The following is a 26483-nucleotide window of genomic DNA, read 5'->3' as shown; positions in this document are numbered from 1 at the left end:
TTTCTGTCGGGTTCGTGCGGTAGCTATGCCTTAAAATAGTTACCTGCTGAAAATATTCCGACTATTTTAACAATAGCACCTAAGTCAAATTTTATCCCCTCTCTTCATCCTCTAAATATCGCTACGGAAAAGCATATGAAACTGCGCGTATTGTTATCACTTCTGTTTGTTATGGCGGTGGCGGGCTGTAAGGCGCCGCAGAAACCAGCGATCACCGATGATACGATTGTGACCAGCCAGGTGAATGGCATCACGCTGACGCACCGTCACGCTGTTACCCCTCCGGCGGAGTTCACTCAGGTGAATGAACCGTACCGTGCCATGTACCCGGCATCCCTGATGAGCCGTCCTGACTACGGCGGAAAAGTGATCCGTACGCTTGAGACCGGTAAAACTTACGTCGTGCTGGGGCAGGTTGAACATTTCTGGATGGCGCTGGCCGATGAAGGGAGTGAACAGCTGATTGGTTATGTGCCGATGCGTGCCGTAATCAAGGCTGACCAGTACGAAGCCACCGTGCGTAAACAGGCACTGCGCCCGAAAGCGCGCAAGAAAACCACCTGTGTTGATGTCGATGGCAACAGCAAAGCCTGCAAAGACAGCGCGAACGGTACCTGGATCCTGAACTAAACGGGTTTCACGAGCATATTTTTATGAATAATAAAAATTTTCATCGGATGTGGTTCCCTTTTTTTGCGTTGATTTTCGCGCTGATCGGTGGTTGTACGTCGTCTTCACACAGCGACCCCTCCCGCTACAATCTTCAGTTTCAGGCTCATCCTCAAATCAATGATTCTGCGCCGCTTAAGGTCAGAGTGTTGCTGCTGAAATCCGATGCGGATTTCATGTCCAGTGACTTCTACTCCTTACAGAACAACGCGTCAGCCACGCTTGGCGCGAATCTGCTGAACAGCGATGTGTTCTTCCTGATGCCGGGCCAGCTTTCGAAAACCCTGAGCGGACAAAGCTCACCGGAAGCGCGCTATATCGGCGTGATGGCGGAATACCAGGCGCTGGACGGCAAAAAATGGCGCGTCTCACTTCCTTTGCCTGTTCCCGGCGAAAACGCGATTTACCAGTTCTGGAAATGGTCCGCAGATGAACTCCAGGCCAGCGTCTTTCTTGACGTAAATGGTATCCGGGTCATCAGCCAGTAACGCCCTTCATAACAGGAAAGAGATCATCATGACGAAAGCAGAAAAGGTCGTCTGGACCGAGGGCATGTTCCTGCGTCCCCACCATTTTCAGCGGACAGAAAGCTACCTCCTCAACCACGTTCGTGAGTGGGGGGCCTTGCAGCGATCGTATCTTTGGGGCTTTCTCGACCTTGAGCTGGATGAAGCGATGCTTCGCCAGGGCTGTATTGCCCTGAGCTACTGTAGCGGTTTGCTGCCTGACGGCACCTTTTTCCAGGTTCGCAGCGACCGCAACGGTCCGGCTCCGCTAAAAATCCCCGATAATCTGACCAATGAAAAGGTGGTGCTTGCGCTGCCGGTTCGTCGCGGTGGCCGTGAAGAGGTGATTTTCAGCGAGGAGCAGTCTTCTCTGGCGCGTTTTATTACCTTTGAACAAGAGGTGGAAGACGACAACGCCATGTCGGTCGGGGAGGCGACGGTCCAGTTTGGCCGCCTGCGTCTGACCCTGATGCTGGAGAAAGATCTGACGGCAGAATGGACCGCCATCGGCGTGGCGTACGTCACCGAAAAGCGCAACGACAACCACGTGCGGCTGGATAACAGCTACATTCCGCCAATGCTGAACGCCAATAACAGCCCGCAGCTGTACGGCATGATCAATGACCTGCACGGCTTGCTGGTGCAGCGTAGCCAGCAGATCGGCGGTCGACTGCGCCAGCCGGGGCGTTTCAATACGTCCGAGATGGTTGAGTTCACGCTTCTCTCGCTGATCAACCGCCACCTTGGCGACGTCTCACATTTAAAAACGCTGCCGCTGCTTCACCCGGAAGCGCTCTGGCGCAGCTGGCTGCCGTTTGCCACGGAGCTCGCCACCTGGACGCCGCAGCGTACCGCAGAGAGCATACTGCCGGTATACGACCATGACGATCTCGCCGTTTGCTTCAGCAAACTGATGCTGATGCTGCGTCAGGGGCTGTCGCTGGTCATGGAGGATCATGCCATCCAGCTGCCGCTGCACGAACGCTCCCACGGGCTGAACATCGCCACCGTGCCGGAGACCAGCATGGTCCGCGAATTTGGCTTCGTGCTGGCGGTAAAAGCCAATGTCCCCGGCGAACACCTGCAAACCCATTTCCCTGCCCAAATGAAGGTTGCGCCAGTGTCGAAAATTCGCGATCTGGTCCAGCTCCAGCTGCCGGGCATCATGCTTCGGGCAATGCCCGTCGCGCCGCCGCAGATCCCGTGGCATGCAGGCTACAGCTATTTCGAGCTCGAGAGGGGCAGCGAACTGTGGCACGAGATGGACAAGTCCGGGGCATTCGCGCTGCATCTCGCAGGGGAATTCCCGGGTCTCGATATGGAGTTCTGGGCCATCCGTAGCCCGACAGAATAATAAAGCGAGCGCTTAATATGCAGGAACGACAGGATACCGGCAGTGATGCCGTGTTTACCGGAGCCAGTGGGAACAATCAGCTGGTGGCGGCCGCCAATCCGCTGCTCAATGCGATTCCGCAAATCCGTCATTCGGTTTCCCACGACGATCAGGTCGGGCTGCGCCAGCGCCTGATTGACGAAATTCGCCGTTTCGAAGTGCGATGCCAGCAGGCGGGCTTACCGTATGAAGTGATTGTCGGCGCGCGCTACTGCCTCTGCACGGCGCTGGACGAAGCCGCCGCGCTGACCCCGTGGGGAAGCAGCGGCGTCTGGTCAAGCAATGGTCTGTTGGTGACGTTTCATAACGAAACCTGGGGCGGTGAGAAGTTTTTCCAGCTGCTGGCGCGTCTGTCGCAGAATCCGCGCGAACACATTCTGCTGCTGGAGATGATCAACTACTGTCTGCTGCTCGGCTTTGAAGGCCGCTACCGCGTGCTGGACAATGGCCGGACCCAGCTTGAAACCATCAAACAGCGCCTGTGGCAGATGATCCGTGGCGTGCGCGGCAGCTATCCGCCGCCGCTCTCGCCGCACCCGGAAGATCGCCCCGTTCTGCGCAAGCTCTGGCGGCCGATGATCCCACTCTGGGCGTGCGTGGCGCTGGTCGGCTTTATCGCCTGCCTGTTCTATATCGTGCTGAACTGGCGTCTGGGTGATAACACCAGCCCGGTGCTGGCGAAAATTTACCAGTCCCAACTGCCGGAAACCACCATCCAGCAGCCTGCGCGTCAGCTGCCAGCGGTGCTGAACCTGCGCGGCTTCCTGAAACCAGAAATTGATGCCGGTCTGGTGGCCGTTAAGGATGAGGCGGATCGCAGCGTGGTGATCCTGAAAGGGGACGGACTCTTTGCCTCGGCCTCAACGGTGGTGCGCGATCGCTATGAGCCGGTCATCGACCGCATCGCCCAGGCGATGAATAACGTCAGCGGCAAAATTCTGGTGGTGGGGTACAGCGACAACGTGCCGATCCGCAGCGCACGCTTCGCTTCTAACTATGAACTCTCGCTTGAGCGCGCCCGTTCGGTGCAAAAACAGCTCCAGGGTAGCCTCTCACAGCCTGAGCGCGTCAAAGCCGAAGGGCGGGGTGAGATCAACCCGGTAGCGCCTAACACCACGCCTGAAAATCGCGCCCGTAACCGCCGCGTAGAGATTACGCTGCTGGTATCGCCTGACAATACCCAGGCCGAGCTGAACGGATTGCCGCAAGGAAACTAAGGATGCTGACAACTCTACTTTCTATACTGACCAATCGCATTCTGTGGAGCTTCCTGGGCGTAACGGCGCTCGCGGCGGTCATCTGGATGATTGGCCCGCTGTTGTCCATCGTGGATACCCGGCCCCTTGAATCAGAGCAGAACCGCGTCATCAGCATTGCGGTGGTCTACCTGATTTGGGCCCAGAGCCACATTCTGCCGCGGCTGTATAACGCCTGGCTGAACCGTAAGCTGATGGACAAGCTCAACGAAAATACCACCAGCCCGGAGGCGGCCGATCCGCAGAAACGTCTGAACAGCGAGGAGCAGATCCTTGCCGGGCGTTTCGATGAAGCCGCCCAGATGCTGAAAAAAGCCCACTTCAGCAAAGCGGGACATGGCGCGCAGTGGACGCAGCGCTTCAGCACACAGTACCTCTATCAGCTGCCGTGGTACGTCATTATTGGCGCGCCGGGTTCAGGTAAAACCACCGCGCTGGCCAACTCCGGGCTGCAATTCCCGCTGGCGGATCGCTTCGGTAAAACCGCGCTGCGCGGCATTGGCGGCACGCGCAACTGTGACTGGTGGTTTACCAACGAGGCGGTTCTGCTGGATACCGCGGGGCGCTACACCACTCAGGAGAGCGAGCAGGTTCAGGACGCCGGGGAGTGGCTGGAATTTATCAACCTGCTGCGTAAATACCGCCGTCGCCAGCCCATTAACGGCGTGATTATCACCATCAGCATTTCCGACCTGCTTTCGCAGTCCGCTGAGGCCTCGCGCCAGCAGGCGGTCAACCTGCGCCAGCGTCTCTCCGAGCTGCATGAACAGCTGGGTATTCGCTTCCCGGTGTATGTGATGGTGACCAAAGCGGACCTGCTTAAAGGCTTCCGCGCCTGGTTTGCGGATTACGACAAAGCCCAGCGCGACCAGATCTGGGGCTTTACGCTGCCGTGGGAGCAGACCAAACACGCTGATTACGACCTGATGGGCAACTTCCAGCAGGAATTTTCCCTGCTGCAACAGCGTCTGGATGCTGGCCTTCCGGAAACCATGCTCAAAGAGCATGACGCCAAAACCCGTGCGGAAGCCTATCTCTTCCCGCAGGAGTTCGCCGCGCTGCGTCCGCTGCTGGCAGACTACCTGAGCACGGTCTTTGCCCGTTCAAACTTCGAAACCGAATTTTCGCCGCGCGGCATCTACTTTGCCAGTGGCACTCAGGAAGGGATGCCGTTTGACCGCGTGATGGGCGAGCTGAATCGCGCGCTCTCCTTACCTGAAGGGGGGGAAAGCACGCGCTGGGATTCGGTGAGCAAAGAGGCGCCGATCCCAGGCGCGAAGGGCCAAAGCTTCTTCATTAAAAACCTGCTGCAAAACGTGATTTTCCAGGAAGCGGGCATCGCCGGGGAAAACCGCTGGTGGGAACTGCGCAACCGCGCCGTGATGTGGTCCGGCTACGCGGCGCTGCTGGCCCTGCTGGTGATCCTGGGTGGCCTGTGGCTGACCAGCTACGCCAAAAATAAAGCCTATCTGGAAGAAGTGGACGCAAAAGTGCCGATGCTGGAGCAGCAGAGCAAGGCGCTGCAAAACCAGCCCCAGCGCGATCTGTTTGCGCTTCTGCCGCTGCTTAACAGCCTGGTGGATCTGCCGAAAAGCAATGCCTTCGACGTTAACGACCCGCCGGTTTCCCGCCGCATGGGGCTTTATCGCGGGGATGACGTCAGCGATGCCTCGCAGTCTCTGTATCAGAAGGCGCTGGATCAGATGCTGCTGCCCGCCGTGGCGATGCACATTACCACCTGGCTGCGCAACGACAACGGCAGCGACGTGGAGTACAGCTATGAGGCGCTGAAAGCCTATCAGATGCTCTACCAGCCGAAGCACTATGACGGCAAATTCCTGCACTCGTGGGTGATGCTCAACCTGCAACGCAACCTGCCACAGAACGTGACGCAGGCGCAGCTTCAGGAGCTGGAATGGCACCTGACCCAGCTGCTGGAGCCAAAAATTCAGGCTTCACCGTATGCGCAGGATGAGGATCTGGTGGCACGTGAAAGGGCGCTTATCAACCAGCAGCCGCTCTCAACTCGCGTATATGGCCGCCTGAAACGTCTGCTGGAGCATGATGAGAACCTGAAGCCGGTTTCGCTTTCAGATCTCGGCGGCCCGCAGAGCGAGCTGGTGTTTTCCCGTAAAAGCGGCAAGCCGGTGAGTGAAGGCGTACCGGGCCTCTATACGCCGGACGGCTACTGGAAGAGCTTCAACGACCAGATCGACAGCGTGACCACCGCCCTGCACGAGGACGACGCCTGGGTACTGGGAGCGACCACCGCCCAGGAAGATAAACAGCAGATCGACAACGCCGTGCGCCAGCTCTACATGCGCGACTTTATCGTCAACTGGGATCGCTTTCTCGCTGACATTCAGCTCAACAACAGCGCCGATCTTTCCCAGCGTATTAACACCGCGCGCCTGCTTTCAGGCACCAACTCGCCGCTGCGCCGTCTGGTGCTTAACCTGAGCAAGGTGCTGACCCTGTCGCGCACTGCGCCTGCGCCGGAAGATGCGCAGAAAGCGGAAGATCAAAGCAACCGCGCCACCCGCACGCTGGAAGCGCTGTTCAGCAACGGTGACAATGCCCCGACGCAGGGCGCGGTCGTGACGCAGGCGCCTGAGCAACTGGTGACCGACCACTATGCGCCGATGATTGAGCTGGCGCAGCCGCTGGAGAAGGGTGGCAAGACCATCGTCTTCGACGATTTTCTTAAGCAGGTTGACGAGCTTTATCGCTACCTGACCGCCGTTCAGGATGCGGCAAACAGCGGTATGCCCGCGCCGGGCGGCGATGCAATCAGCCGCCTGCAAGCCAGCGCGGGACGTCTGCCGGGCGGGCTGCAAACCATGTTCAGCAATATGGCCGTCGGCGCCAGCAGCGACACCCAGCGTCGCGATCTGGAGAACGTGCGTAAGCGCATTAACGTGGAAGTGGGTGGGTTCTGCCGTCAGGCGATTGCCGGGCGTTATCCACTGGTGCGCAGCGCCAGCACCGAGGTGACGCCGGACGATCTCGCCCGCATGTTCGCGCCGGGCACCGGACTGATGGACACCTTTTTCCGCGACAACCTGACCAACAAGGTGGACACCACCCAGGCGAACTGGCGCTTTATGCCGGGCATCGACGGTAAAACGCTGCCGGGCAGCGAAGGGCTGTTGCGTCCGTTCCAGCAGGCGCAGTCTGTCCGCGATGCCTTCTTCGCCAACGGCGCGACCACGCCATCCTTCAGGGTGACGGTGCGCACCGTGCGGATGGACAACACCATTCTGAACCTGACGCTGGACGTGGACGGCCAGCTGCTGCGCTACAGCCACGGTCCGCAGGCGGTGCAGATCATGAACTGGCCGGGGCCGGGCGGGACGAACCAGGTGCGTATGCAGCTCGGTCTGACCAATGGCAGCACCGCAACGCTGGTAACTAACGGTTCCTGGGCGCTCAACCGCTTTTTCGACAAGGCGCGCACCAGCCCTGGCGCGGGTAGCCTGAGCCGTCAGGCGACCTTCAACGTCGACGGACATCAGGTCACGCTGGAGTTTGCCCCGAACAGCATCCGCAACCCGTTCCAGCTTCCCCGTTTCTCATGCCCATAACCGCAAGGACAGCCGTATGACGAATACCCCTGCGATGAACCGTTATAGCTGGTATGGCAAATTACCCAGCGCCGGAGATTTTTTGCAGCGTCGCTTTCCGGATACCCTGCAACGCCAGTGGTCGCACTGGTTCCAGGTCGGCCTGCTGGCCTGGCAACAGGAAGAGCAGCGCAGCGGCGAGCGCCCGTTTTCAAAAGCCCCGGTGTGGAACTTTGTCGTCCCGCCGATGCTCGGTAGCCAGATGATTCAGATGGGCTGCCTGCTGCCGGGCCGTGACAGCGTAGGCCGCCACTATCCGGTATGCCTGCAACTGAGCTTCACCCCCGCCGAGTGGTCATCCCGCCTGCTCGGGCAGGCTGAGAGCTGGTACCAGCAGCTTGGCCGTCTGGGGCTGCACGCGGTGCGTAACAGCTATTCTGCCTCCCAACTAGATGAAATGCTGATGACCATCCCGGCGCCCCAGCCGGTTGAGCCACAAAAGCGTTCCGACATTCTCGACGTGATTGGCTATGACGACGATGGTCAGAGCACGCTGGGCTGGCCGCAGGCGGCGGAGTGTTTTGATCCGCTGCGCCAGACCAGCTACTGGTGGACAAACCGCTGCGACGGCTATCCGCTGTACACCCACGTCCACAGTGGAAACTTCACCGGGCAGCTCTTTACGCTGCTGTTCGATCCGGCAGGCGGCGCCCGTCCGGGCCGCCACGGTCTTTACCCGCCTATGTTTGAATAAGCAGGGATCTTATGAATATCGATGAATTTCTCGCGCCGATAAGCCCCGATAACCCCTGCGGTGAAAATCTGGAGTACGACGCCGATTTCCAGGCCATGGGTCAGGCCAGTCAGGGCAAAGCCGAGCAGCAGTTTGGCGACACCATCATTCCGGCAGAGCCTGCCGACTGGAACACGGTGGAAAAACTCGCCACCAGCCTGCTGGGTCGCACCAAAGATCTTCGCGTCATGCTGGCGTTAACCCATGCCTGGACACGTCGTCGCGGTCTGGCAGGTTACGCCGACGGGCTAGTGCTGGTGCAGGAAGCCCTGTCCCGATACTGGGAGCAACTTTACCCGCTGCTGGAAGAGTATGGCGAAACCGATCCATTCTACCGCATCAATGCCCTCGCCGGGCTGAGTGATAAATCTGACCTGACGGTCGCGGTGCGTAACGCCTCACTGCTCCGCTCAAACGGCGATGAGATTTCACTCCGTGACGCCCAGGCGCTGCTTGACGGCAGTAAAACCGAGTGTCCGGATTATCCGGGCGGTCGTCCACGACTGATCGATGAGCTGGCCCGGGGCGATCAGCCCGGCACCGAAGCGGTAATCGTGATCAACGAACGCCTGCTGGCCATCCGCGAACTGCTTACCGGCTATCTCGGGGAAAGTGGCGTACCGGAGATGGAACAGCTGTTGAAAACCGTCGGACTGGTTTCCAGCGCCTGTCAGGTGACCGATATCAGCAAGCTGCTGCCGAACCGTGACGCGCAGGCTGAACAGCACGCCGAGCCGCAGCCGGTGGCCGCGTCGCCCGTTCAGCAGGTGACGGACTGGCGCAGCGTGCAGGTGACCAGCCGCGCCGACGCCCAGCTGATGCTGGAAAAAGCGAAACAGTATTTTGCGCAGTACGAACCCAGCCATCCCGCACCGCTGATGATTGAACGGGTGCAGCGGCTGTCCGAACTCAACTTTATGGACATTATTCGCGACCTGGCGCCAGACGGCGTTAACCAACTGGAAAACATCTTTGGACGCCGCGAATGACGCGTCCTGGCATTATGACGACAGGCATGGAGTCTGCCGTTTCACCTTCACCGCGCATCTTTGATGGAGAACATCATGGCAATGAGTAACAGTGGACAGAAATTCATCGCACGCAACCGTGCTCCCCGCGTGCAGATCGAGTACGACGTAGAGATCTACGGCGCAGAACGCAAAATTCAGCTGCCGTTTGTGATGGGCGTTATGGCCGATCTGGTTGGCAAGCCGGTGGAAAATCTGCCAGCCGTCGACGAGCGTAAGTTCCTGGAAATCGACATCGACAACTTCGACGAACGCATGAAGGCGCTGAAGCCGCGCGTGGCGTTCCAGGTGGATAACACCCTGACCGGCGAAGGTAAGCTCAATGTCGATCTGACCTTCGACAGCATGGACGACTTCCTGCCGGACGCGGTGGCCCGCAAAGTAGAGCCGCTGAACAAGCTGCTGGAAGCCCGTACCCAGCTCTCCAACCTGCTGACCTACATGGACGGTAAAAACGGTGCGGAAGAGCTGATCGCGAAAATTCTCCAGGATCCGACGCTGCTCAAATCCCTGAGCCAGTTGCCAAAAAATGACGAAAGTGCGAAAGGTAGCGAGGAATAATCGATGAGCAACCAGACTCAACAACACGATCAGCAGGCGGGCCAGGCGTTCAGCCAGGACGAGTTCAGCGCGCTGCTGAATAAAGAGTTCCGCCCGAAAACCGATCAGGCGCGCTCTGCCGTAGAAAGCGCGGTTAAAACCCTGGCGCAGCAGGCGCTGGAAAACACCGTGACCTTCTCAAACGATACCTACCGCACCATTCAGAACCTGATTGCCGGTATTGACGAGCAGCTTTCACAGCAGGTGAACCAGATTATTCACCACGAGGAGTTCCAGAAGCTGGAGAGCGCCTGGCGCGGGCTGAGCTACCTGGTGAACAATACCGAAACCGACGAGATGCTGAAGATCCGTTTTATGAGCATCTCCAAGCAGGAGCTGGGCCGCACCCTGAAGCGCTACAAGGGCGTGGGCTGGGACCAGAGCCCGATCTTCAAGAAAATCTACGAGCAGGAGTACGGCCAGTTCGGTGGCGAGCCGTTTGGCTGCATCGTGGGCGACTACTACTTCGACCACAGCCCGCAGGACGTTGAGCTGCTGGGCGAGATGGCACGCATCGGCTCTGCGGCCCACTGTCCGTTCATCACCGGCACCGCGCCGGGCGTGATGCAGATGGAGTCCTGGCAGGAGCTGGCTAACCCGCGCGACCTGACCAAAATCTTCCAGAACACCGAATACGCTGCCTGGCGTTCACTGCGTGAATCAGAAGATGCCCGTTATCTGGGCCTGGTGATGCCGCGCTTCCTGTCGCGTCTGCCGTACGGCATTCGCACCAACCCGGTCGACAGCTTTGATTTTGAAGAGCAGACCGACGGCGCGAACCACAACAGCTACTCGTGGGCAAACGCTGCCTATGCGATGGCGGCCAACATCAACCGCTCCTTTAAAGAGTACGGCTGGTGCACCTCGATTCGCGGCGTGGAATCCGGCGGGGCGGTGGAAAACCTGCCGTGCCACACCTTCCCGAGCGATGACGGCGGCGTGGACATGAAGTGCCCGACCGAGATCGCCATCAGCGACCGTCGTGAAGCGGAACTGGCGAAAAACGGCTTTATGCCGCTGGTTCACCGCAAAAACTCCGACTTCGCCGCCTTCATCGGCGCGCAGTCCCTGCAAAAACCGGCCGAGTACCACGACCCGGATGCCACCGCTAACGCGCGCCTGGCCTCCCGTCTGCCGTACCTGTTCGCCTGCTGCCGTTTTGCTCACTACCTGAAGTGCATCGTGCGCGACAAAATCGGCTCCTTCCGCGAGCGCGAAGAGATGGAACGCTGGCTGAACGACTGGGTGATGAACTACGTGGACGGCGACCCGGCGAACTCCTCCCAGGAAACCAAGTCCCGCAAACCGCTGGCGGCTGCGGAAGTGCAGGTGCAGGAAATCGAAGACAACCCGGGCTACTACGCCGCGAAGTTCTTCCTGCGTCCACACTACCAGCTGGAAGGTCTGACCGTTTCCCTGCGTCTGGTATCTAAACTGCCGTCGCTGAAGACGAAGGACGCGTAATGATAATTGCCGCCGGGGGGCCATGCCCGGCGTTAGCTTTATAGTATGGAAATTTGAGAGGAAATATGACCGCGAGACCTTCGTTTGTTGCTGCCTGGGCGGCGGCAACACGTATTTACGATGCAAATGATTCTATCGGCAAAGTTAAGCAAGTTATCGGCGGCAAAGTTAAGCACAATTTCGAAATAGCGCCAGATGAGGGCGGGTGGTCAAATAGTTGTGCCGTACGGATGAGTTATGTTCTTAACTATACCGGGCATCCCGTTCCGCGTATTGCAAATCTCACGGTATCCGGTGCTGATAATAAATGGTACTTCTACCGCGTAAAGGATGTCATTGCCTGGTTGACGCGTCAGTGGGGTAAACCTGACATGATCGTGAGTTATCCTTCCTTACCCGTTGAGCAATTAGCCAACAAAAAGGGCGTAATTCTGTTTGAGGTACAGGGCTGGAGTGACGCCGCAGGTCATGCAACATTCTGGAATGGTTTAACCTGTTCGGATCACTGTTATTTCAATGCGCCGGAGACGAATTACACGACGACCAAAGCTAATTTTTGGGAGTTGCCATGAAAAAAATGATTGCTAGTCTACTGTTGCTCACCAGTTCCGCCTCTGTGTATGCAACTGACGATCCGGTGTCGTTTGTCAAAAAAATGCCTTATAAGCAAGTTGTTAAAGACGTTGTTTTTTCTCGCTGCCTGGCACAAGTTGCAGATGATAAAAGCCAGTTTTCTCTGGATGCAGCCCGTAGCAGTAGCGCATTACTGGAATGGGTGCCTTTCGATATTGAAAATGGCAATGACAAAATTAATGCCCTTATTAATAAATATAAAGGCGCAACCAATGCCTTTCATTCTGAGAGAAAACCCGATGTAAAAGGCGTAACCTTAAACTGCCTGCGTCTTTATCATAGTGACGAACTTAATCAACTTGCTCCTCAATTAATCATCGGAAATCCTGACCGCACCTGGATTCAGGATAATCCACAATAGTATAAGACTTCACATTCTTTCCTTTCGTTCAGGGGGAATGTAAGACTGTCAAATGACACGGGTCGTTTGATATGAGGCAGAGGTAAAATATGGACGGTTTTATTCAGCCCCATGCTTTCCTGTTTGCCATATAAGGGCTTTTTCGAAAGCAATATTGTTCATCCACGAAGAGTAGATATTATGGCTATTGATATGTTTCTGAAGGTCGAGGGTGTTACGGGCGAATCTAAAGATTCTAACCACACCGGCTGGACTGATATTACCTCCTTCTCCTGGGGCGCGTCCCAGCCAGGTAATATGAGCGTTGGCGGTGGCGGCGGTGCCGGTAAAGTGAACTTTAACGATCTGCACGTTAACGCTCTGATCGACAAATCCACTACAGCAATCCTGAAACACTGCGCAAGCGGTAAACACCTGACCAAAGTTGAACTGTCCGTCTGCAAAGCGGGTGGTCAGCAGGTTGAATACACCCGCATCACCCTGGAAGACGTTCTCGTGACTTCCGTTCAGTACACGGGTGCAGACAACGGCGATACCGTTGGCGTGACCTATGCATTCCAGGCTGCGAAAGTGAAACAGCAGTACTGGGAGCAGACCACTGCCGGTGGTAAAGGTGCTGAAAGCAGCGCTGGCTGGAACATCAAAGAAAACAAAGAAGCGTAATTGCGCGCGTGACCGGGGAGTTTTCCCCGGTCATTATTTACAGAGACTTAATTTCGTTTGCAAAGGGATGTCAATATGAGCGTAAAATCAACGGTTGCTCCTGGTTATTGTGTTGTTCAGCAGGCTGGTACGTTAGATTTCCAGGCAAGACTACTGTTCAATAAACCAGACAGTGAAGCGGCACGTTATTTTATGCAAGTGAACAGGGACACACGGTGGTTAAAACCCGGGCAAATATTGATCCTTAATGCTCCGGGTGCTGAAAATGCGGTTCAGCTAAAACAATTACAAAATGCAAAGCAAAAGGTTAATGGAGCATTGGCAGAACTGAATACAGATGAAGCTAATTTCTTTAACAAGCATTTTAGTACCATCGCAGCATTAACTAATTTTATGGATAAATCTCTCGGGGTGGTTGCTGATGCAGGTGAAAGGTACTTTAGCGAAATAGAAAAGAAATTAAAAGCTATCGAACTGGCTTATCAAAATCAATACAGAACGCAAGGCACATTGATCGGGCAGCAGTTTTTTGTTGAAAGGCAAAAACTTTTTTCTGAGCTGGACGTTTTATTAAATAAGCTGTCCAGACTAACGCTGAAACTGAAACCTTATGAAGAAATCAAGCACGCTTTAGGTTTATCAAGCAGGTCAATTGTCCACGAATGGAGTACTGCGGGTGTTGCCTCGATACGAGGGTATTCAACATATGTAGACAATGCTTCAAAAGCTGCCCGTTTTCTGAAAATGGGAGGATGGCTTGCTATCGGCTTCGCTGGTGCAAACACAACCAATGAAGTTTACGATGCCTGTACAGTAGGTAGAGAGCAGAGTTGTTCCAAAGTCGCCGTTAAGAAGTACAGTCAATTTGGCGCCAGTCTTGCGGGCGGGATTTATGGCGGAAAATATGGCGCCATGGCTGGGGCTGGCGTATGTGTTGCATTGGGCGTGGCAACAGGTGGTGTAGGGTTGCTCGCGTGTTCTGTGGTAGGCGCCGCTGCGGGTGGATACATTGGTGGCGAAGTTGCCGGTGGAGCAACTGAATATGTCATGGATAAGCTATGGTGAATTTAGAAAATATTCTTTTATTTCTGATTGTTGTTTTATTTTTACTTGTCGTAATTATGGACTTCATCAGTTCCCGTTATTTTAAAAAACACGAGGCCGAATATAATCAGCTTCTTTCAGAATATAGGCAAAAAGGCTACGATCTCGATCTGGTGACAAATTACGCATCATTTTTTGGTTCGCTGGCGAACTATCAAAAAATAATCTGGTTTGTTCGTCTTCGCAAAGGCGTGAAGATGAAATTTACCAAAGACAGAAATGTTCAGGACGATGCCTATAAATTTGTTCAGGCTTTACCGGAAGAGAGAATCGGCTGGATATTAAAACTGCATCGACGCTATAAAGCTCAGGCCTTACTTTTTACGCTATGGCTGCTTATCGGCATTATTTTCCTGAATGTAGTCAAATAGCTTTAATCAGCCCTTAACCCCCAAACCCCGCCGTTCTCACCCCCGAGAGCGGCAGCGTTTGAGCGCTAATCATACCAGCAGGAATACGCCATGCGATTCACGATTATTTCTACGAAACCCGGTCATCAGCCGCCGCAAAGCAGCTGTGATTTTTATGCCCCGGGCGGCACCATTGGGCGCGGTACGGATAACAATCTGGTGCTGCCGGACAATGACCGCACCATCTCGCGTTTGCAGGCCATCGTTCACGTCGACGCCAGTGGCGAATGCCGCGTCACGAACCGCGGCAGCGTTACCCGCGTGGTACTGAATGATATCCCGCTGGAGCGTGGGCGTCAGGTTGAGCTTCAGGATGGGGATATTCTCGGTATTGATGATTATCGCATTGAAGTCAGCGAACTCATTCATGACACCCAGCCCGTAAGCCGCATGGCGGCCAGCATGCAGCAGGCGCGCCCAGTGGCGACACCTGCACCAGCGCCGCAACCGAAACCGGCCAGCGCCGCGCCTCGTGGAAAAGCTGAACCTACGGCCGTGCCGTCGGAAATCTGGGACAGCCTGATGCAGGAGTTTTCCATCTCCGACAGCATCTCCAGCAACCGGGCAAAACCACAGCCCGCCGCATCCCACGATCCGTTCTCTCAGCCTGCGGCCCCGGAGCGGAATGCCGAAGATCCGCTGGCAATGTTTAACGACGCCGAACCGTCGCTTGAACGTAAAAACGTTGACCCGGACACGCTGTTTAGCGATGAAGCGTTGTTTAAAAAAGAGAGCATCTTTGACGATGTCACCCCTTCAACGCTGGTACAGCCGGACGAAAGCAAACCTGCCCAGCCAAAGGAAGAGGCGTCTGATGAACTCGATCCGTTAGCCCTGTTTGGCGGGTCGGCGAGCGCACCTGCCGCGCGTCACGATGACCCTCTCGGCCTGATGGGCGGCGCGCCGTTAACCCATCCGGATGAAATCGTGGCCGATAAGCCGGAGCCAAAGCCTGAAGCGCAAGCCGCACAGGAAGAGGATGCGCTGGCCAGCTCACCGCTGTTCGATCCGGAACCGACTGAACCACAGGATGCGCCGCGCGCGGAAGAAGAGCCCGCGCGTCCGGATTACGCTGGCTTCACCATGCCAACGCCGCAGGCCGTCGCACGCAGTAGCGCACAGACGCCGAAGGGACGTCTGCGTATCGACCCGGTTAAAAACGCTGCATCGCCTGCTGCCTCCGCGCAGACCGGCGAGCGGGGCGAGGTGCTTCAGGGCGAACTGCTGGAGGCGCTGCTGGAGGGCATGGGCCTGAGCGAAATGCAGCCGGTGCCGCAGTTTGACCGGGAAAATATGCGTCAGCTGGGGCAGATCCTGGGCATGTTCTCGCAGGGGACCGTGGCGCTGCTCTCCTCGCGCTCCATCCTCAAGCGTGGGGTGAAAGCCGATATGACCATGGTGCTCGACGATGCGAACAACCCGTTCAAACTGTTGCCGACCGGGAAAACGGTGCTGATCCAGATGTTCGGCACGCCGATGCCGGGATTTATGCCGCCGACCAAATCGGTGCGTGATGCGCTGATCGATCTCCAGGCACACCAGCTAGGGATGATCTCCGGTATCCGCGCCATTATCGCCGCTATGCTGCAATCCTTTAACCCGGAACAGCTGGAAGAGCAGGCGAAGCAGAACGGGATGACGTCACGCCTGGCGCTGCCGGGCAGCCGTAAAGCCGCGCTGTGGGATTATTTCGTGCGCAGCTATGGCGAGACGGCGGGCGAGATCGAGGACGACTTCCATACCCTGTTTGGCGAAGCCTTCCTCCATGCCTATGACATGGAGGTCAATCAGTACAAAGACTCACAAAGCGGATCGGAAGAAAAATGAATATCGCAACGGCTTCTCTCTCCCGCCAGGGGACGCGCGCCAGCAACCAGGATCAGACGGGAGAAACCATCGGGGAACGTTCAGCCTGCTTTGTCGTCTGTGACGGCATCGCGGGCCTGCCGGGCGGCGAGGTGGCCGCTGAGCTGGCCCGCAACAGCATTATTTCCCGCTTTGACGGCGACAAGCACCTGAATGCGCAGCATATTCGTGACTACGTCCAAACGGCGAACCGCACCATTCTCAGCGAACAACAGGCCGTGCAGGACTATCGCCGGATGGGCACCACGCTGGTCAGCCTGTTTATCGACAGGGATTACCGTCTGGCTTACTGGGCGCACGCCGGAGACAGCCGCCTGTACCTGTTTCGCCGCGGCTGGCTGTGGCATGTCACCACCGATCACAGCCTCGTCCAGCAGATGAAAGATGCCGGGCATCAGACCGACGATCTCAACAGCAACCTGCTGTATCTGGCGCTGGGTATTGAGAATGGCGGACCGGAAGCGAGCTACAGCGATGTCGTGCAGGTTGAGGACGGTGATGCCTTCCTGCTTTGCACCGACGGTTTCTGGCACGGCGTCAGCGAAGAGCAGATGAAGCAGTCGCTGCACATGGTCAATACGCCACAGGAGTGGCTGACCTTAATGAACCAAATCATTCAAAAGAATGCCGAACAGGAGGGCAATGCTCAGGATAACTATACCGCCGTGGCGGTGTGGATGGGCAACCCTCAGGACACCACTTTGCTGCATACGCTCTCTGACGCAGCACAATTTCTTCCCTGCGGAACTGATTAGACACACAAGGATTGATATGAAACTTTGGCTATCGGGTTTGGCTCTTCTGACGGTGGCGACCACCGCACAGGCTGAAAACTTCCGCATCGTGCAGTCTCCTGCGCAGAAGCTGGATATCTGGATCGACAACATTAAAGACAATACGCCGCAAAGCTGGTGTAAGGCGGACGTGGCGCTGCGTATCGTGGCGAACGGCAAGAAAGAGGTTTCGGTGCTGGAAAACTTCGTGCCGCGCCTTGGCTCGCTGCTGGAGCACCAGTGCAGCAAGCTGAATACCCTGAACTGGACGCTTAACGATCCGGAAGGCACGACGCTTGCCCGGGGCACAGCGGCTAAAGCGCAGGACTGGGCGCTGGTGGTGAAGCAGCAGGAAACGGCGGCGGCAACGACCTCCACCTCAGGCGCGCTGCTGCCGCCTGACCAGAATCCGGAGACGCACACCGTGGCGGCAGATCGTACGCCATGGCAGGAGTTCACCCTTCAGGACGGTTGCCACCTGCGCACCTTCTGGGAGGGCGGTTCCTCCGCGCCAGCGCTGTTTATTCCGGATTCCGACACCACCCGCTGCGGCAACGGCAGCTGGCTCAGCGGCCACACCGTGGTGACGCAGAACCGTAACGGGACGCAGAAAGCGATTCCGGTCACCTACATTCACGGCTTCCCGGTGATGGGGCTGAACAACACGGTCGATCCTGAAAAGGCGCTGATCACCTCCGTCAACAAAGAGCGCATGGTCTTCAGCACCCAGAACAGCGACCAGAGCTGGATGATCCTGCCGTACGACAGCACCCTGAACGGCTGGAAGAGCAACGGCACGGTGGCGGTGGAAATCACCCGTGAGATCGCCAGCGACGACGCCAGACTCCAGGCGCGTATCGCAGAGGTGAAGAAGATCTGGAGCGCATGGGTTGCACCGGGCGCGGAGCTGAACGTTGTTCTGATTGACACGCTGCGTCCGCAGCTGCGCGATCCGGCAGTGGGCGCCTGGCGCGCGGCGAATTAAGGAGGGGCTATGAATACGCTTTATCAACGTCTGGCGGGGGAGTCGATTAGCGACGCGCTGCTTCGCCTGGAAGCCGATATCAAAGCCCGTCCGGCGGATGCCGATCTGCGCGCTGCGTTTGTGCAGTTTCTGATCCTCAGCGGCAACTGGGCGCGCGCCCTGACCCAGCTGAAAAGCTGGCTGGCGCTGAAGCCGCAGGCAAAACCGACCGTAACGCTGCTGGAGCAGGCCATTCAGGGTGAACAGCAGCGTGCGCGCGTGTTCGCGGGGGAGGTACGACCGGCAATGCCCGAGGCGCAGTGGCCGTGGCTGACGACGTTAGCCCAGGCGCTGACCGAAAGCGCAGGGCAAGCGCAAACGCTGCGCCTGGCGGCACTCGAACAGGCCCCGGCAAGCCGCGGGCAGGTCACGCTGGAGAATGAAGAGAGCCACACCTTTGAATGGCTGATGGACGGCGATGCCCGTCTGGGGCCGGTGTGTGAAACCCTGGTCAATGGCCGTTATTTCTGGGTGCCGTTCTGCGCCATCGACGCGATCCGTTTTCAGGCTCCGGCCAGCGTGACCGATCTGGTGTGGCGTCATGCGCTGGTCCGCCTCACGGACGGCACCGAGCAGGTGTGTCAGATCCCGGCGCGTTATCCGTTTGCTGACGGGGCGCCAGACAGCGTTAAGCTGGGGCGCACCACCGAATGGCTCCCGCTGGACGATGACGGCGCCCTGTATGAAGGCATGGGACAGAAAGCCTGGCTGAGCGAGCAAAGCGAAAGCCCGCTGCTTACCCTGAGCCTGGTGACATTTACCTCGGATGGTGCGGATGAGTAATCCCGCTGGCGAAGGCGATCTGCTGCGCAGCGGCTGGCAGGCCCGCAGCAAGCAGGAGAAAGTGGGGGCGCGCGACAAAATGCAGCCCTCACTGCTGGATCGCCTGACGGATAACGATCCGGAAAAAAAACGCGAGTCCGCCAACAGCAATCTGATTACCCACGCCGCGCTGCGTCGTAACGTCCTGCGGGATTTACAGTGGTTGTTTAACACCATTAACCACGATGCCTCCAGCGATCCGAGCGGGCTGACGCAGGTGAGCCGTTCCGTCGTTAACTTTGGCGTGGCGCCGCTGGCGGGGAAAAGAATGTCCGATATTGAATGGCACGACATTCAGCGCAAGCTCACCGAAGCGATTATTAACTTTGAACCGCGGATCCTGCCGCAGGGGCTTCAGGTTCGCTGCGTGTCCGATACCTCCTCGTTAGATCTGCACAACGTTCTGTCTATCGAAATCAAAGGTCGCCTGTGGTGCGTGCCGTATCCGCTGGAGTTTCTCTTTCGCACCGACGTCGATCTTGAGAACGGCCATTTTGAACTGAAGGATGCGGGGTAATTATGGAAAGCAAACTGCTCGAATATTACAACCGTGAACTGGCCTATCTGCGCGAGATGGGCGCAGAGTTCGCCGAGCGCTACCCGAAAGTGGCGGGGCGGCTCGGCATGCGCGGCATCGAAGTGGCGGACCCGTACATTGAGCGCCTGATGGAAGGTTTCGCCTTCCTGACCTCCCGCGTGCAGATGAAAATGGACGCCGAATTTCCGCGCTTTTCACAGCGTATGCTGGAGATGATTGCGCCAAATTATCTGGCGCCTACGCCGTCGATGGCGATCGCTGAAATTCAGCCCGACAGCAGCCGCGGCGACCTGAGCAAAGGCTTTATTGTGCCGCGCGGCACCATGATGGACAGCCTGGCGCTGAAAAAGACCGGCGTTACGTGCAGCTATACCACGGCGCACGAGGTGAACCTGCTGCCGTTAAAAATTGAGCGGATCGAGCTGGGCGGCGTTCCCGCCGATCTGCCGCTGGCCCAGCTCGGCCTGAGCCAGCGGGGGATCAGCAGCGCCTTACGGATCCGCATTGCCTGCGATGGCCCGCAGCATCTCGGGCACCTGGACTTTGACCGCCTGGAGTTCTTCTTAAGCGGCCCGGACATCGAGGCGCTGAAGCTGCTGGAGCTGGTGATGGAGCACCACGCGGGTATTGTCTGCCAGACGGTCAGCAAGCAGCCCCAGCGCCAGCTGCTGTCGTCTGACGCCCTGCGTCAGGAAGGCTTTGCTGCGGACCAGGCGCTGCTCCCGGACGATCTGCGTAACTTCGACGGCTATCGCCTGTTGCAGGAGTACTTCGCGTTCCCGGCGCGTTTTCGTTTCATCAGCCTGAGCGGGCTGGGCAAGCTGATCCAGCGCTGCGAAGACGAAAAAGCGTTTGATATCTTCATTCTGCTCGACAAGAGCGACAATCAGCTGGAGCGCGTGGTGGATGCCAGCCACCTGGCGCTGCACTGCACGCCGGTGATCAACCTGTTCCCGAAAGTGGCGGCCCGGCAGAAGCTGAGCGAAAGCCAGCATGAATACCACCTGGTGGTGGATAACATCCGCCCGCTGGATTATGAAATTTATGCCGTGAAAAAAATCTATGCCAGCGCGGATGGTCAGCGGGACGACCAGACGTTTCGTCCGTTCTGGAGTACCTGGAGCGGAGACGCGGGCAACTACGGCGCCTATTTTTCCCTGCGCCGTGAGCAGCGCGTTCTCTCTGAACACGCGCTGCGCTATGGCACCCGCACGGGCTATATCGGCTCGGAGGTCTTCGTCTCGCTGGTGGATGCGCAGCACGCGCCGTGGCAGGAGAATTTGCGCTACATTTCCGCCGAGGTGCTGTGCACCAGCCGTGACCTGCCGCTGATGCTCCAGCAGGAGCTTGGGCAGTTTATTATGGCCGACTCCATGCCGGTGAAGGCGTTAACCCTGCGTAAAGGCCCGACGCCGCCGCGTCCGGCGCTGGCGGAAGGGTTCAGCACCTGGCGGCTCATCAGCCAGCTGCAAATGAACTACCTCAGCCTGATGGACAGCGAAAACGAAGAGGGCGCTGCCGCGCTGCGTCAGCTGTTAGGGCTGTACGCCAACCTGGCCGAGACGCCGGTTGCCCGTCAGGTGGATGGCGTTCGTCACTGCGTGCTGGAGCCGGTGCACCGCCGCGTGCCTGAACCCGGCCCGGTGGTGTTCGCCCGCGGGATCGGCATCACCCTGACGGTGGACGAACGCGCCTTTTCCGGCGCCAGCCCATGGCTTTTCGGCAGCGTGCTGGAACGCCTTTTTGCCCGCCTGGTCTCCATCAACAGTTTTACGGAGTTCACGCTCAAGAGCCAGCAGCGTGGTGAAATCGGCTACTGGGCGCCGCGCATGGGTAAAAGGGCGCTGGTATGAGTGAAGTTGCCCCTGTAACGCTGCGCGTGCATCGCCTGACGCCGCTCCCCGATGCGTTCTGGCGCGGGGTGCGCGAGACGCCGTGGCGCTACGATCTGTTCCAGCTGTTAAGACGCATTGATGCCCAGGGCAGTGAGCGTTACCCGCTGGGGCGCGCGCCGCTGCCTAAATTTGAGCCGCTGCGTATTGGTCAGCAGCCTTCAATGGGCTTTGCGCCGTCAACGGTTGCTGAGGTCCGGCAGCGGGAAGAGAACGGACTGCATGACGTTTCCATACTGAGCTTCGGCCTGTTTGGTCCTAACGGCCCGCTGCCGGTGCACATGACTGAGTATGCCCGCGAGCGTATTCATCATCATCAGGATCACAGCCTCAGCGCGTTTGCCGACCTCTTTCACCACCGCCTGACGCTGCTGTTCTACCGCGCCTGGGCGGACGCGCAGCCTGCCGTTTCACTGGATCGCAACGACAACAGGCGCTTCGAAGGGTATCTGGCATCGCTGATTGGCATGGGGCAGCCTGCCCAGATGTCGAAAGGCAGTCTGAGCGCGCACGCCCGCTTTACTCACGCCGGGCACCTGACCCGCCACGGACGGGACCCGGAAGGGCTGGAGAAAATCCTGCGCAACTATTTCAACGTGCCGGTCAGGCTGGTGGCCAACGTCCCGCAGTGGATGCCGCTCTCAATGCGGGAGCAGGCACAGCTGGGTGAGGGGCGTCGCCTGCCGCGCATGGGAGAGTCCGCTTTTCTCGGCATTGCGGTACGCGACGTGCAGCATAAATTCCGGCTCGAGATTGGCCCGTTGAGCGCAGACGACTACAACCGTTTTCTGCCGGGCGAAGGATGGGTGACCGAGCTGCGCGACTGGGTGCGACAGTACGCCGGGGTGGAATTTGAATGGGAAACACGGGTGATCCTGCGCGCCGATGCGGTGCAGGGCGCCACGCTCGGTAGCGCCGGGCGATTAGGGTACAACACCTGGCTCGGCCTTCAGCCTCAGCCTGTTCCGCGTGGCGATCTGGTGTATCGCGCAGAGCGATAATCCTTCCGTATACCGAATCATTGTTAATGGAAACTAACATGTCAGAAATTAGCCGTGCCGTGCTTTTCGGCAAACTGGATACGCTGTTATTTACCTCTCTGGAAAGCGCGACTGCCTTCTGTAAGCTGCGCGGCAACCCGTACGTTGAGCTGGTGCACTGGCTGCATCAGCTGATGCAGCAGCAGGATGGCGATCTGCAACAGGTCATCCGTCACTTCGCCCTTGATGAACAGCAGCTGACACGCGATATCGTGGCGGCGCTGGATGCCCTGCCGCGTGGCGCGAGTTCCGTGTCTGATCTTTCCGAGCATATCGACAGCGCCGTCGAGCGCGCCTGGGTCTACGGCTCGCTGAAGTTTGGCGTCAGCCGCATCCGCGGCGGCCATTTGCTGATCGGCATACTGAAAACGTGGAATCTGGCTAACGTGCTGAAAAGCATTTCGGCGCAGTTCACCCGTCTTAACGTCGAGGTGCTGATCGAGCAGTTCGACGCCATTTGCGCCAGCAGCAAAGAGAGCCAGCAGGCCGCCGCCGCTGCGGACGCGCCTGCCGGGGCAGTACCGGCTGCGCAGGGCACGCTGGCGCAGTATGGTCAGGATCTGACGGCGCGCGCCCGGGAAGGGAGAATCGACCCGGTGGTGGGGCGCGATGAAGAGATCCGCCAGATGGTCGATATTCTGATGCGTCGTCGCCAGAACAACCCCCTGCTGACCGGGGAAGCCGGCGTCGGGAAAACGGCGGTGGTGGAAGGGCTGGCGCTGCGTATCGCTGACGGCGACGTGCCGGAGCCGCTGCAAAACGTTCAGCTGTGGCTGCTGGATATCGGCATGCTTCAGGCCGGCGCGGGCATGAAAGGGGAATTTGAGGCGCGCCTCCAGGCGCTGATTAACGAGGTGCAGTCCAGCGCCACGCCAATTATTCTGTTTATCGATGAGATCCACACTCTGATTGGCGCTGGCGGTCAGCAGGGCACCGGCGATGCTGCTAACCTGCTCAAGCCTGCCCTGGCGCGCGGGCAACTGCGCACCATCGGCGCGACCACCTGGGCGGAATACAAAAAATACATTGAGAAAGATCCGGCGCTGACCCGCCGTTTCCAGACCGTACAGGTTCACGAGCCGGACGAAGCCAAAGCCGTGCTGATGCTGCGCAGCACCGTGTCGCCGCTGGAAACCCATCATCAGGTTTTACTCCTCGACGAAGCGGTCAGCGCGGCGGTGAAACTGTCGCATCGCTATATTCCTGCGCGTCAGCTGCCGGATAAAGCGGTGGCGCTGCTGGACACCGCCTGCGCGCGCGTGGCCGTCAGCCAGAGCGCGCCGCCTGCCCAGCTGGAAGACTGTCTGCGTCACCTGGCGGCCCTGGACGTGGAGCTGGAGATTGCTGAACGCGAAGTGCGCGTGGGGGCGGGCGATCCGGCGCGTGTGGCGGCCTTAACCGCCGAACGTGACGCGTTCGAAACCCAGCGCGAAGCTCTGGCCCGTCGCTGGGAAGAAGAGCGCACGCGGGTGCAGGAGATTATCCGTCTGCGTGCCGCGCTGTTTGCGGCGGGTGATGAGGATACGGCTGAACTGCGCGGCCAGCTGGCAGAACAGCAGCAGGCGCTGAAGACCTTACAGGGTGACGAACCGCTGCTGTTTGCCGCGGTGGATGAGAACGTGGTGGCTGCGGTGGTCTCAGACTGGACCGGGATCCCGCTGGGCCGGATGGTGAAAAATGAGATTGACGCGGTGCTGAACCTGGCCGACACGCTGAACCAGCGGGTTATTGGTCAGCGTCACGGTCTGGATCTGATTGCCCGTCGGGTAAAAACCTCGCGGGCGAAGCTTGACGATCCGAACAAACCGGTCGGCGTATTCATGCTCTGCGGGCCATCCGGCGTGGGTAAAACTGAAACCGCGCTGGCGCTGGCGGAGTCGCTTTACGGCGGCGAGCAGAACGTTATTACCATCAACATGAGTGAATTCCAGGAAGCGCACACCGTTTCGACGTTAAAAGGTGCGCCTCCGGGCTATGTGGGCTATGGTGAAGGCGGCGTCTTAACCGAGGCCGTGCGCCGCCGTCCCTACAGCGTGGTGCTGCTGGATGAAATTGAAAAAGCGCACCCGGACGTGCACGAGATCTTCTTCCAGGTCTTCGACAAGGGCTGGATGGAGGACGGCGAAGGGCGTCACATTGATTTCCGTAACACCATTATTATTCTGACCTCTAACGTCGGCACCGACCTGATCGCAGCCATGTGCGCCGACCCGGAACTGATGCCGGAGCCTGACGCGTTAAGCGGCGCCCTGCGCCAGCCGCTGCTGGAGGTGTTCCCGCCTGCGCTGCTGGGCCGCCTGCTGGTGGTGCCGTATTACCCGCTGAGCGACGAGATGCTGGGGCAGATTGTGCGTCTTCAGCTCAGGCGCATTCAGCGTCGTCTGGAAGAGAATCACAACATTATTTCTGAATTTGACGACAGCGTGGTCGAACAGATTGTTCAGCGCTGTACCGAGGTTGAGTCGGGCGGGCGTATGGTGGATGCGATTCTGACCAATACGTTGCTGCCTCAGATGAGCCAGATTTTACTTACCGCCAGCCGCAGCGACGAGCAGTACCGACGTCTGCATGTCACCTGCGAGCAGGGCGAGTTCCACTGTCAGTTTGCCGCGTAATAATCATCAAGAGAACTGTAAAAGATGACGGATAATGATAACAATCGGACTGTCCCAAACGCGCTCCCGGTCGGGTACCGTTTCAATGAGTTTGAGATAAAAGAGGTGATTGGCGGCGGCGGATTCGGCATCGTCTATCGCGCCTGGGATCACCAGCTCGAACGCACTATCGCTATCAAAGAATTTATGCCTTCCTCCCTCGCCGTGCGCGGCGAGGATATGACGCTGGTGCTGCGCAGCGAGCGCTTCGGCAAAGCGTTTTCTGCCGGTCTGAACAGCTTCATCCAGGAAGCCCGCCTGCTGGCGCGCTTTAACCACCCGAACCTGCTGCACGTACTGCGTTTCTGGGTGCAAAACGACACGGCCTATATGGGGACGCTGTTTTACAGCGGTACCACGCTGTCGCGTCTGCGCGAAGAGAAACCGGAGCTGATTAACGAGGCGTGGATCCGCCGCATGCTGCCAATGCTCTTCGGCGCCATCAAAACGATCCACGACGAGGGTTATCTACACCGCGACATCTCGCTGGATAACATTCAGATTCAGGATAACGGCCTGCCGGTGCTGCTCGATTTCGGATCGGCGCGCCGCACCATCGGTAATCTCTCGGATGAGACGGAAACCATGCTGCGTCCGGGCTTCGCGCCTATCGAGCAGTATACCGACGACAATGAAAGCGAGCAGGGGCCGTGGACGGATATCTACGCGCTCGGCGCCGTATTGCGCACCCTCATCGTGGGCTCTCCGCCACCGGTCAGCGTGGTGCGCTCGATTCAGGACACCTGCAAACCGCTGGTGGAGCTGATGCCGCAGGGGTATTCCATCCCGTTGCTACAGGCCATCGACAAGGCGCTGGCGCTGCATATGGAAGACCGTCCGCAATCCATTGAGGAGTTCGCGGCGCTGATCGAGATGCCCGTCGCCGGTATCGACGAGGTGCTGACCGCGAAGAAGACCGGCACGATGCTGGTGCCGGTGGAAGAGGAGACATCTGCTTCCGCGCTGGACTGGCGACGTTACAAGCTTCCGGGGCTGGTGGCTGCGGGCGTGCTGGTTGGGGTGGTTGCCGGTGCGATGCTGTTCGGCGGCGAGAGTCAGGAAACGCCAGCGCAGACGGCGCAAACGCCTGCCGTGAGCCCTCCGGCTGAGACCTCCGCCCAGGCGGAAACCAGACCGGCAACGGCAGACGTGAGCGAGCCGGTTGCGCCACCTGCTTCGGCGCAGCAGAGTGCGCCGCCTGTCGACGCCAGCCCGGTCGCGTTGGTCTACATTCGCATGCTTGATGGCGAGACGCTGAAGGTGAACGGCGAGTCTAAAGCGCTGCGTCCGGGGAATAACGGTTACGCATCGCTGAAATTGCCTGCGGGCGAGACCCGCATTGAACTGGAAGGCAATGGAAGAACGCGTACCCAGACGCTGGATATTGCGAAGCCAGGCACCTGGCTGGTGAATCCGTAAGCCTGCGGGTAA

At 58.3% G+C, this 26483-nt stretch carries 23 protein-coding genes; all 23 read left to right on the top strand.

The features are described 5' to 3' along the window. Positions 1-135 precede the first annotated feature (135 nt). The gene (locus SK50_RS15105) at positions 136-630 is read left to right on the top strand and encodes a hypothetical protein (protein WP_006810964.1); all 495 of its coding nucleotides are present in this window, start codon (positions 136-138) and stop codon (positions 628-630) included. A 23-nt stretch (positions 631-653) separates the two neighbouring features. Continuing rightward, positions 654-1157: a type VI secretion system lipoprotein TssJ gene (gene tssJ / locus SK50_RS15100; RefSeq protein ID WP_015570327.1), complete on the top strand. Its 504-nt coding sequence runs from the start codon at positions 654-656 to the stop codon at positions 1155-1157. Between the two features lie 28 nt (positions 1158-1185). Then, on the top strand, positions 1186-2529 hold the full coding sequence (gene tssK / locus SK50_RS15095; protein WP_015570328.1) for a type VI secretion system baseplate subunit TssK: 1344 nt from the start codon (positions 1186-1188) through the stop codon (positions 2527-2529). A 17-nt stretch (positions 2530-2546) separates the two neighbouring features. Continuing rightward, entirely contained in the window at positions 2547-3785 is a 1239-nt protein-coding gene (locus SK50_RS15090) for a DotU family type VI secretion system protein (RefSeq protein WP_003859963.1), read from the top strand. Between the two features lie 2 nt (positions 3786-3787). Beyond that, positions 3788-7408: a type VI secretion system membrane subunit TssM gene (tssM, locus tag SK50_RS15085; RefSeq protein WP_045335080.1), complete on the top strand. Its 3621-nt coding sequence runs from the start codon at positions 3788-3790 to the stop codon at positions 7406-7408. 16 nt (positions 7409-7424) lie between these two features. Continuing rightward, positions 7425-8141: a type VI secretion system-associated protein TagF gene (tagF, locus tag SK50_RS15080; protein WP_015570330.1), complete on the top strand. Its 717-nt coding sequence runs from the start codon at positions 7425-7427 to the stop codon at positions 8139-8141. An 11-nt stretch (positions 8142-8152) separates the two neighbouring features. Further along, positions 8153-9169: a type VI secretion system protein TssA gene (gene tssA / locus SK50_RS15075; protein WP_017693278.1), complete on the top strand. Its 1017-nt coding sequence runs from the start codon at positions 8153-8155 to the stop codon at positions 9167-9169. Positions 9170-9244: 75 nt separating this feature from the next. Continuing rightward, on the top strand, positions 9245-9769 hold the full coding sequence (tssB, locus tag SK50_RS15070) for a type VI secretion system contractile sheath small subunit (protein WP_008502644.1): 525 nt from the start codon (positions 9245-9247) through the stop codon (positions 9767-9769). 3 nt (positions 9770-9772) lie between these two features. Next, the gene (gene tssC / locus SK50_RS15065) at positions 9773-11272 is read left to right on the top strand and encodes a type VI secretion system contractile sheath large subunit (RefSeq protein ID WP_006810956.1); all 1500 of its coding nucleotides are present in this window, start codon (positions 9773-9775) and stop codon (positions 11270-11272) included. A 65-nt stretch (positions 11273-11337) separates the two neighbouring features. After that, positions 11338-11844: a type VI secretion system amidase effector protein Tae4 gene (locus SK50_RS15060; protein WP_017384301.1), complete on the top strand. Its 507-nt coding sequence runs from the start codon at positions 11338-11340 to the stop codon at positions 11842-11844. Then, a complete protein-coding gene (locus SK50_RS15055) occupies positions 11841-12266 on the top strand; it encodes a T6SS amidase immunity protein Tai4 family protein (RefSeq protein ID WP_017693279.1) in 426 nt (141 codons plus the stop codon). The genes SK50_RS15060 and SK50_RS15055 overlap by 4 nt, the downstream gene beginning before the upstream one ends. 180 nt (positions 12267-12446) lie before the next feature. Beyond that, complete coding sequence (locus SK50_RS15050; RefSeq protein ID WP_014884229.1) at positions 12447-12929, top strand: Hcp family type VI secretion system effector; 483 nt, start codon at positions 12447-12449, stop codon at positions 12927-12929. 75 nt (positions 12930-13004) lie between these two features. Beyond that, positions 13005-13994, top strand: a complete 990-nt coding sequence (locus SK50_RS15045) for a hypothetical protein (protein WP_015570333.1) — start codon at positions 13005-13007, stop codon at positions 13992-13994. After that, entirely contained in the window at positions 13988-14404 is a 417-nt protein-coding gene (locus SK50_RS15040) for a hypothetical protein (RefSeq protein ID WP_015570334.1), read from the top strand. The genes SK50_RS15045 and SK50_RS15040 overlap by 7 nt, the downstream gene beginning before the upstream one ends. Before the next feature lie 90 nt (positions 14405-14494). Further along, positions 14495-16270, top strand: coding sequence for a type VI secretion system-associated FHA domain protein TagH (gene tagH, locus SK50_RS15035; RefSeq protein WP_032648559.1), 1776 nt, complete (start codon positions 14495-14497; stop codon positions 16268-16270). After that, entirely contained in the window at positions 16267-17064 is a 798-nt protein-coding gene (locus SK50_RS15030; RefSeq protein ID WP_003859969.1) for a PP2C family protein-serine/threonine phosphatase, read from the top strand. Before tagH ends, SK50_RS15030 begins: the two co-directional genes overlap by 4 nt. 16 nt (positions 17065-17080) lie before the next feature. Continuing rightward, a complete protein-coding gene (locus SK50_RS15025) occupies positions 17081-18067 on the top strand; it encodes a hypothetical protein (protein ID WP_039270580.1) in 987 nt (328 codons plus the stop codon). Positions 18068-18076: 9 nt separating this feature from the next. Further along, positions 18077-18889 carry a type VI secretion system accessory protein TagJ gene (locus SK50_RS15020; protein ID WP_017384294.1) on the top strand — a complete coding sequence of 271 codons (813 nt, stop codon included), beginning with the start codon at positions 18077-18079 and terminating at the stop codon, positions 18887-18889. Continuing rightward, positions 18882-19445: a type VI secretion system baseplate subunit TssE gene (gene tssE / locus SK50_RS15015; protein ID WP_048229616.1), complete on the top strand. Its 564-nt coding sequence runs from the start codon at positions 18882-18884 to the stop codon at positions 19443-19445. Before SK50_RS15020 ends, tssE begins: the two co-directional genes overlap by 8 nt. A 2-nt stretch (positions 19446-19447) precedes the next feature. Next, positions 19448-21319, top strand: coding sequence for a type VI secretion system baseplate subunit TssF (gene tssF / locus SK50_RS15010; protein WP_017693283.1), 1872 nt, complete (start codon positions 19448-19450; stop codon positions 21317-21319). Beyond that, entirely contained in the window at positions 21316-22359 is a 1044-nt protein-coding gene (tssG, locus tag SK50_RS15005) for a type VI secretion system baseplate subunit TssG (RefSeq protein WP_032619556.1), read from the top strand. Before tssF ends, tssG begins: the two co-directional genes overlap by 4 nt. 38 nt (positions 22360-22397) lie before the next feature. Beyond that, the gene (tssH, locus tag SK50_RS15000; protein WP_023303869.1) at positions 22398-25013 is read left to right on the top strand and encodes a type VI secretion system ATPase TssH; all 2616 of its coding nucleotides are present in this window, start codon (positions 22398-22400) and stop codon (positions 25011-25013) included. A 24-nt stretch (positions 25014-25037) separates the two neighbouring features. Then, positions 25038-26471, top strand: coding sequence for a serine/threonine protein kinase (locus SK50_RS14995; RefSeq protein ID WP_048229613.1), 1434 nt, complete (start codon positions 25038-25040; stop codon positions 26469-26471). The last annotated feature ends 12 nt before the right edge of the window (positions 26472-26483 follow it).

This window comes from Enterobacter sp. BWH64, assembly GCF_001037645.1.
Classification (GTDB): Bacteria; Pseudomonadota; Gammaproteobacteria; order Enterobacterales; family Enterobacteriaceae; genus Enterobacter; species Enterobacter hormaechei_C.
This window is presented reverse-complemented; position numbering and strand designations above follow the sequence as displayed.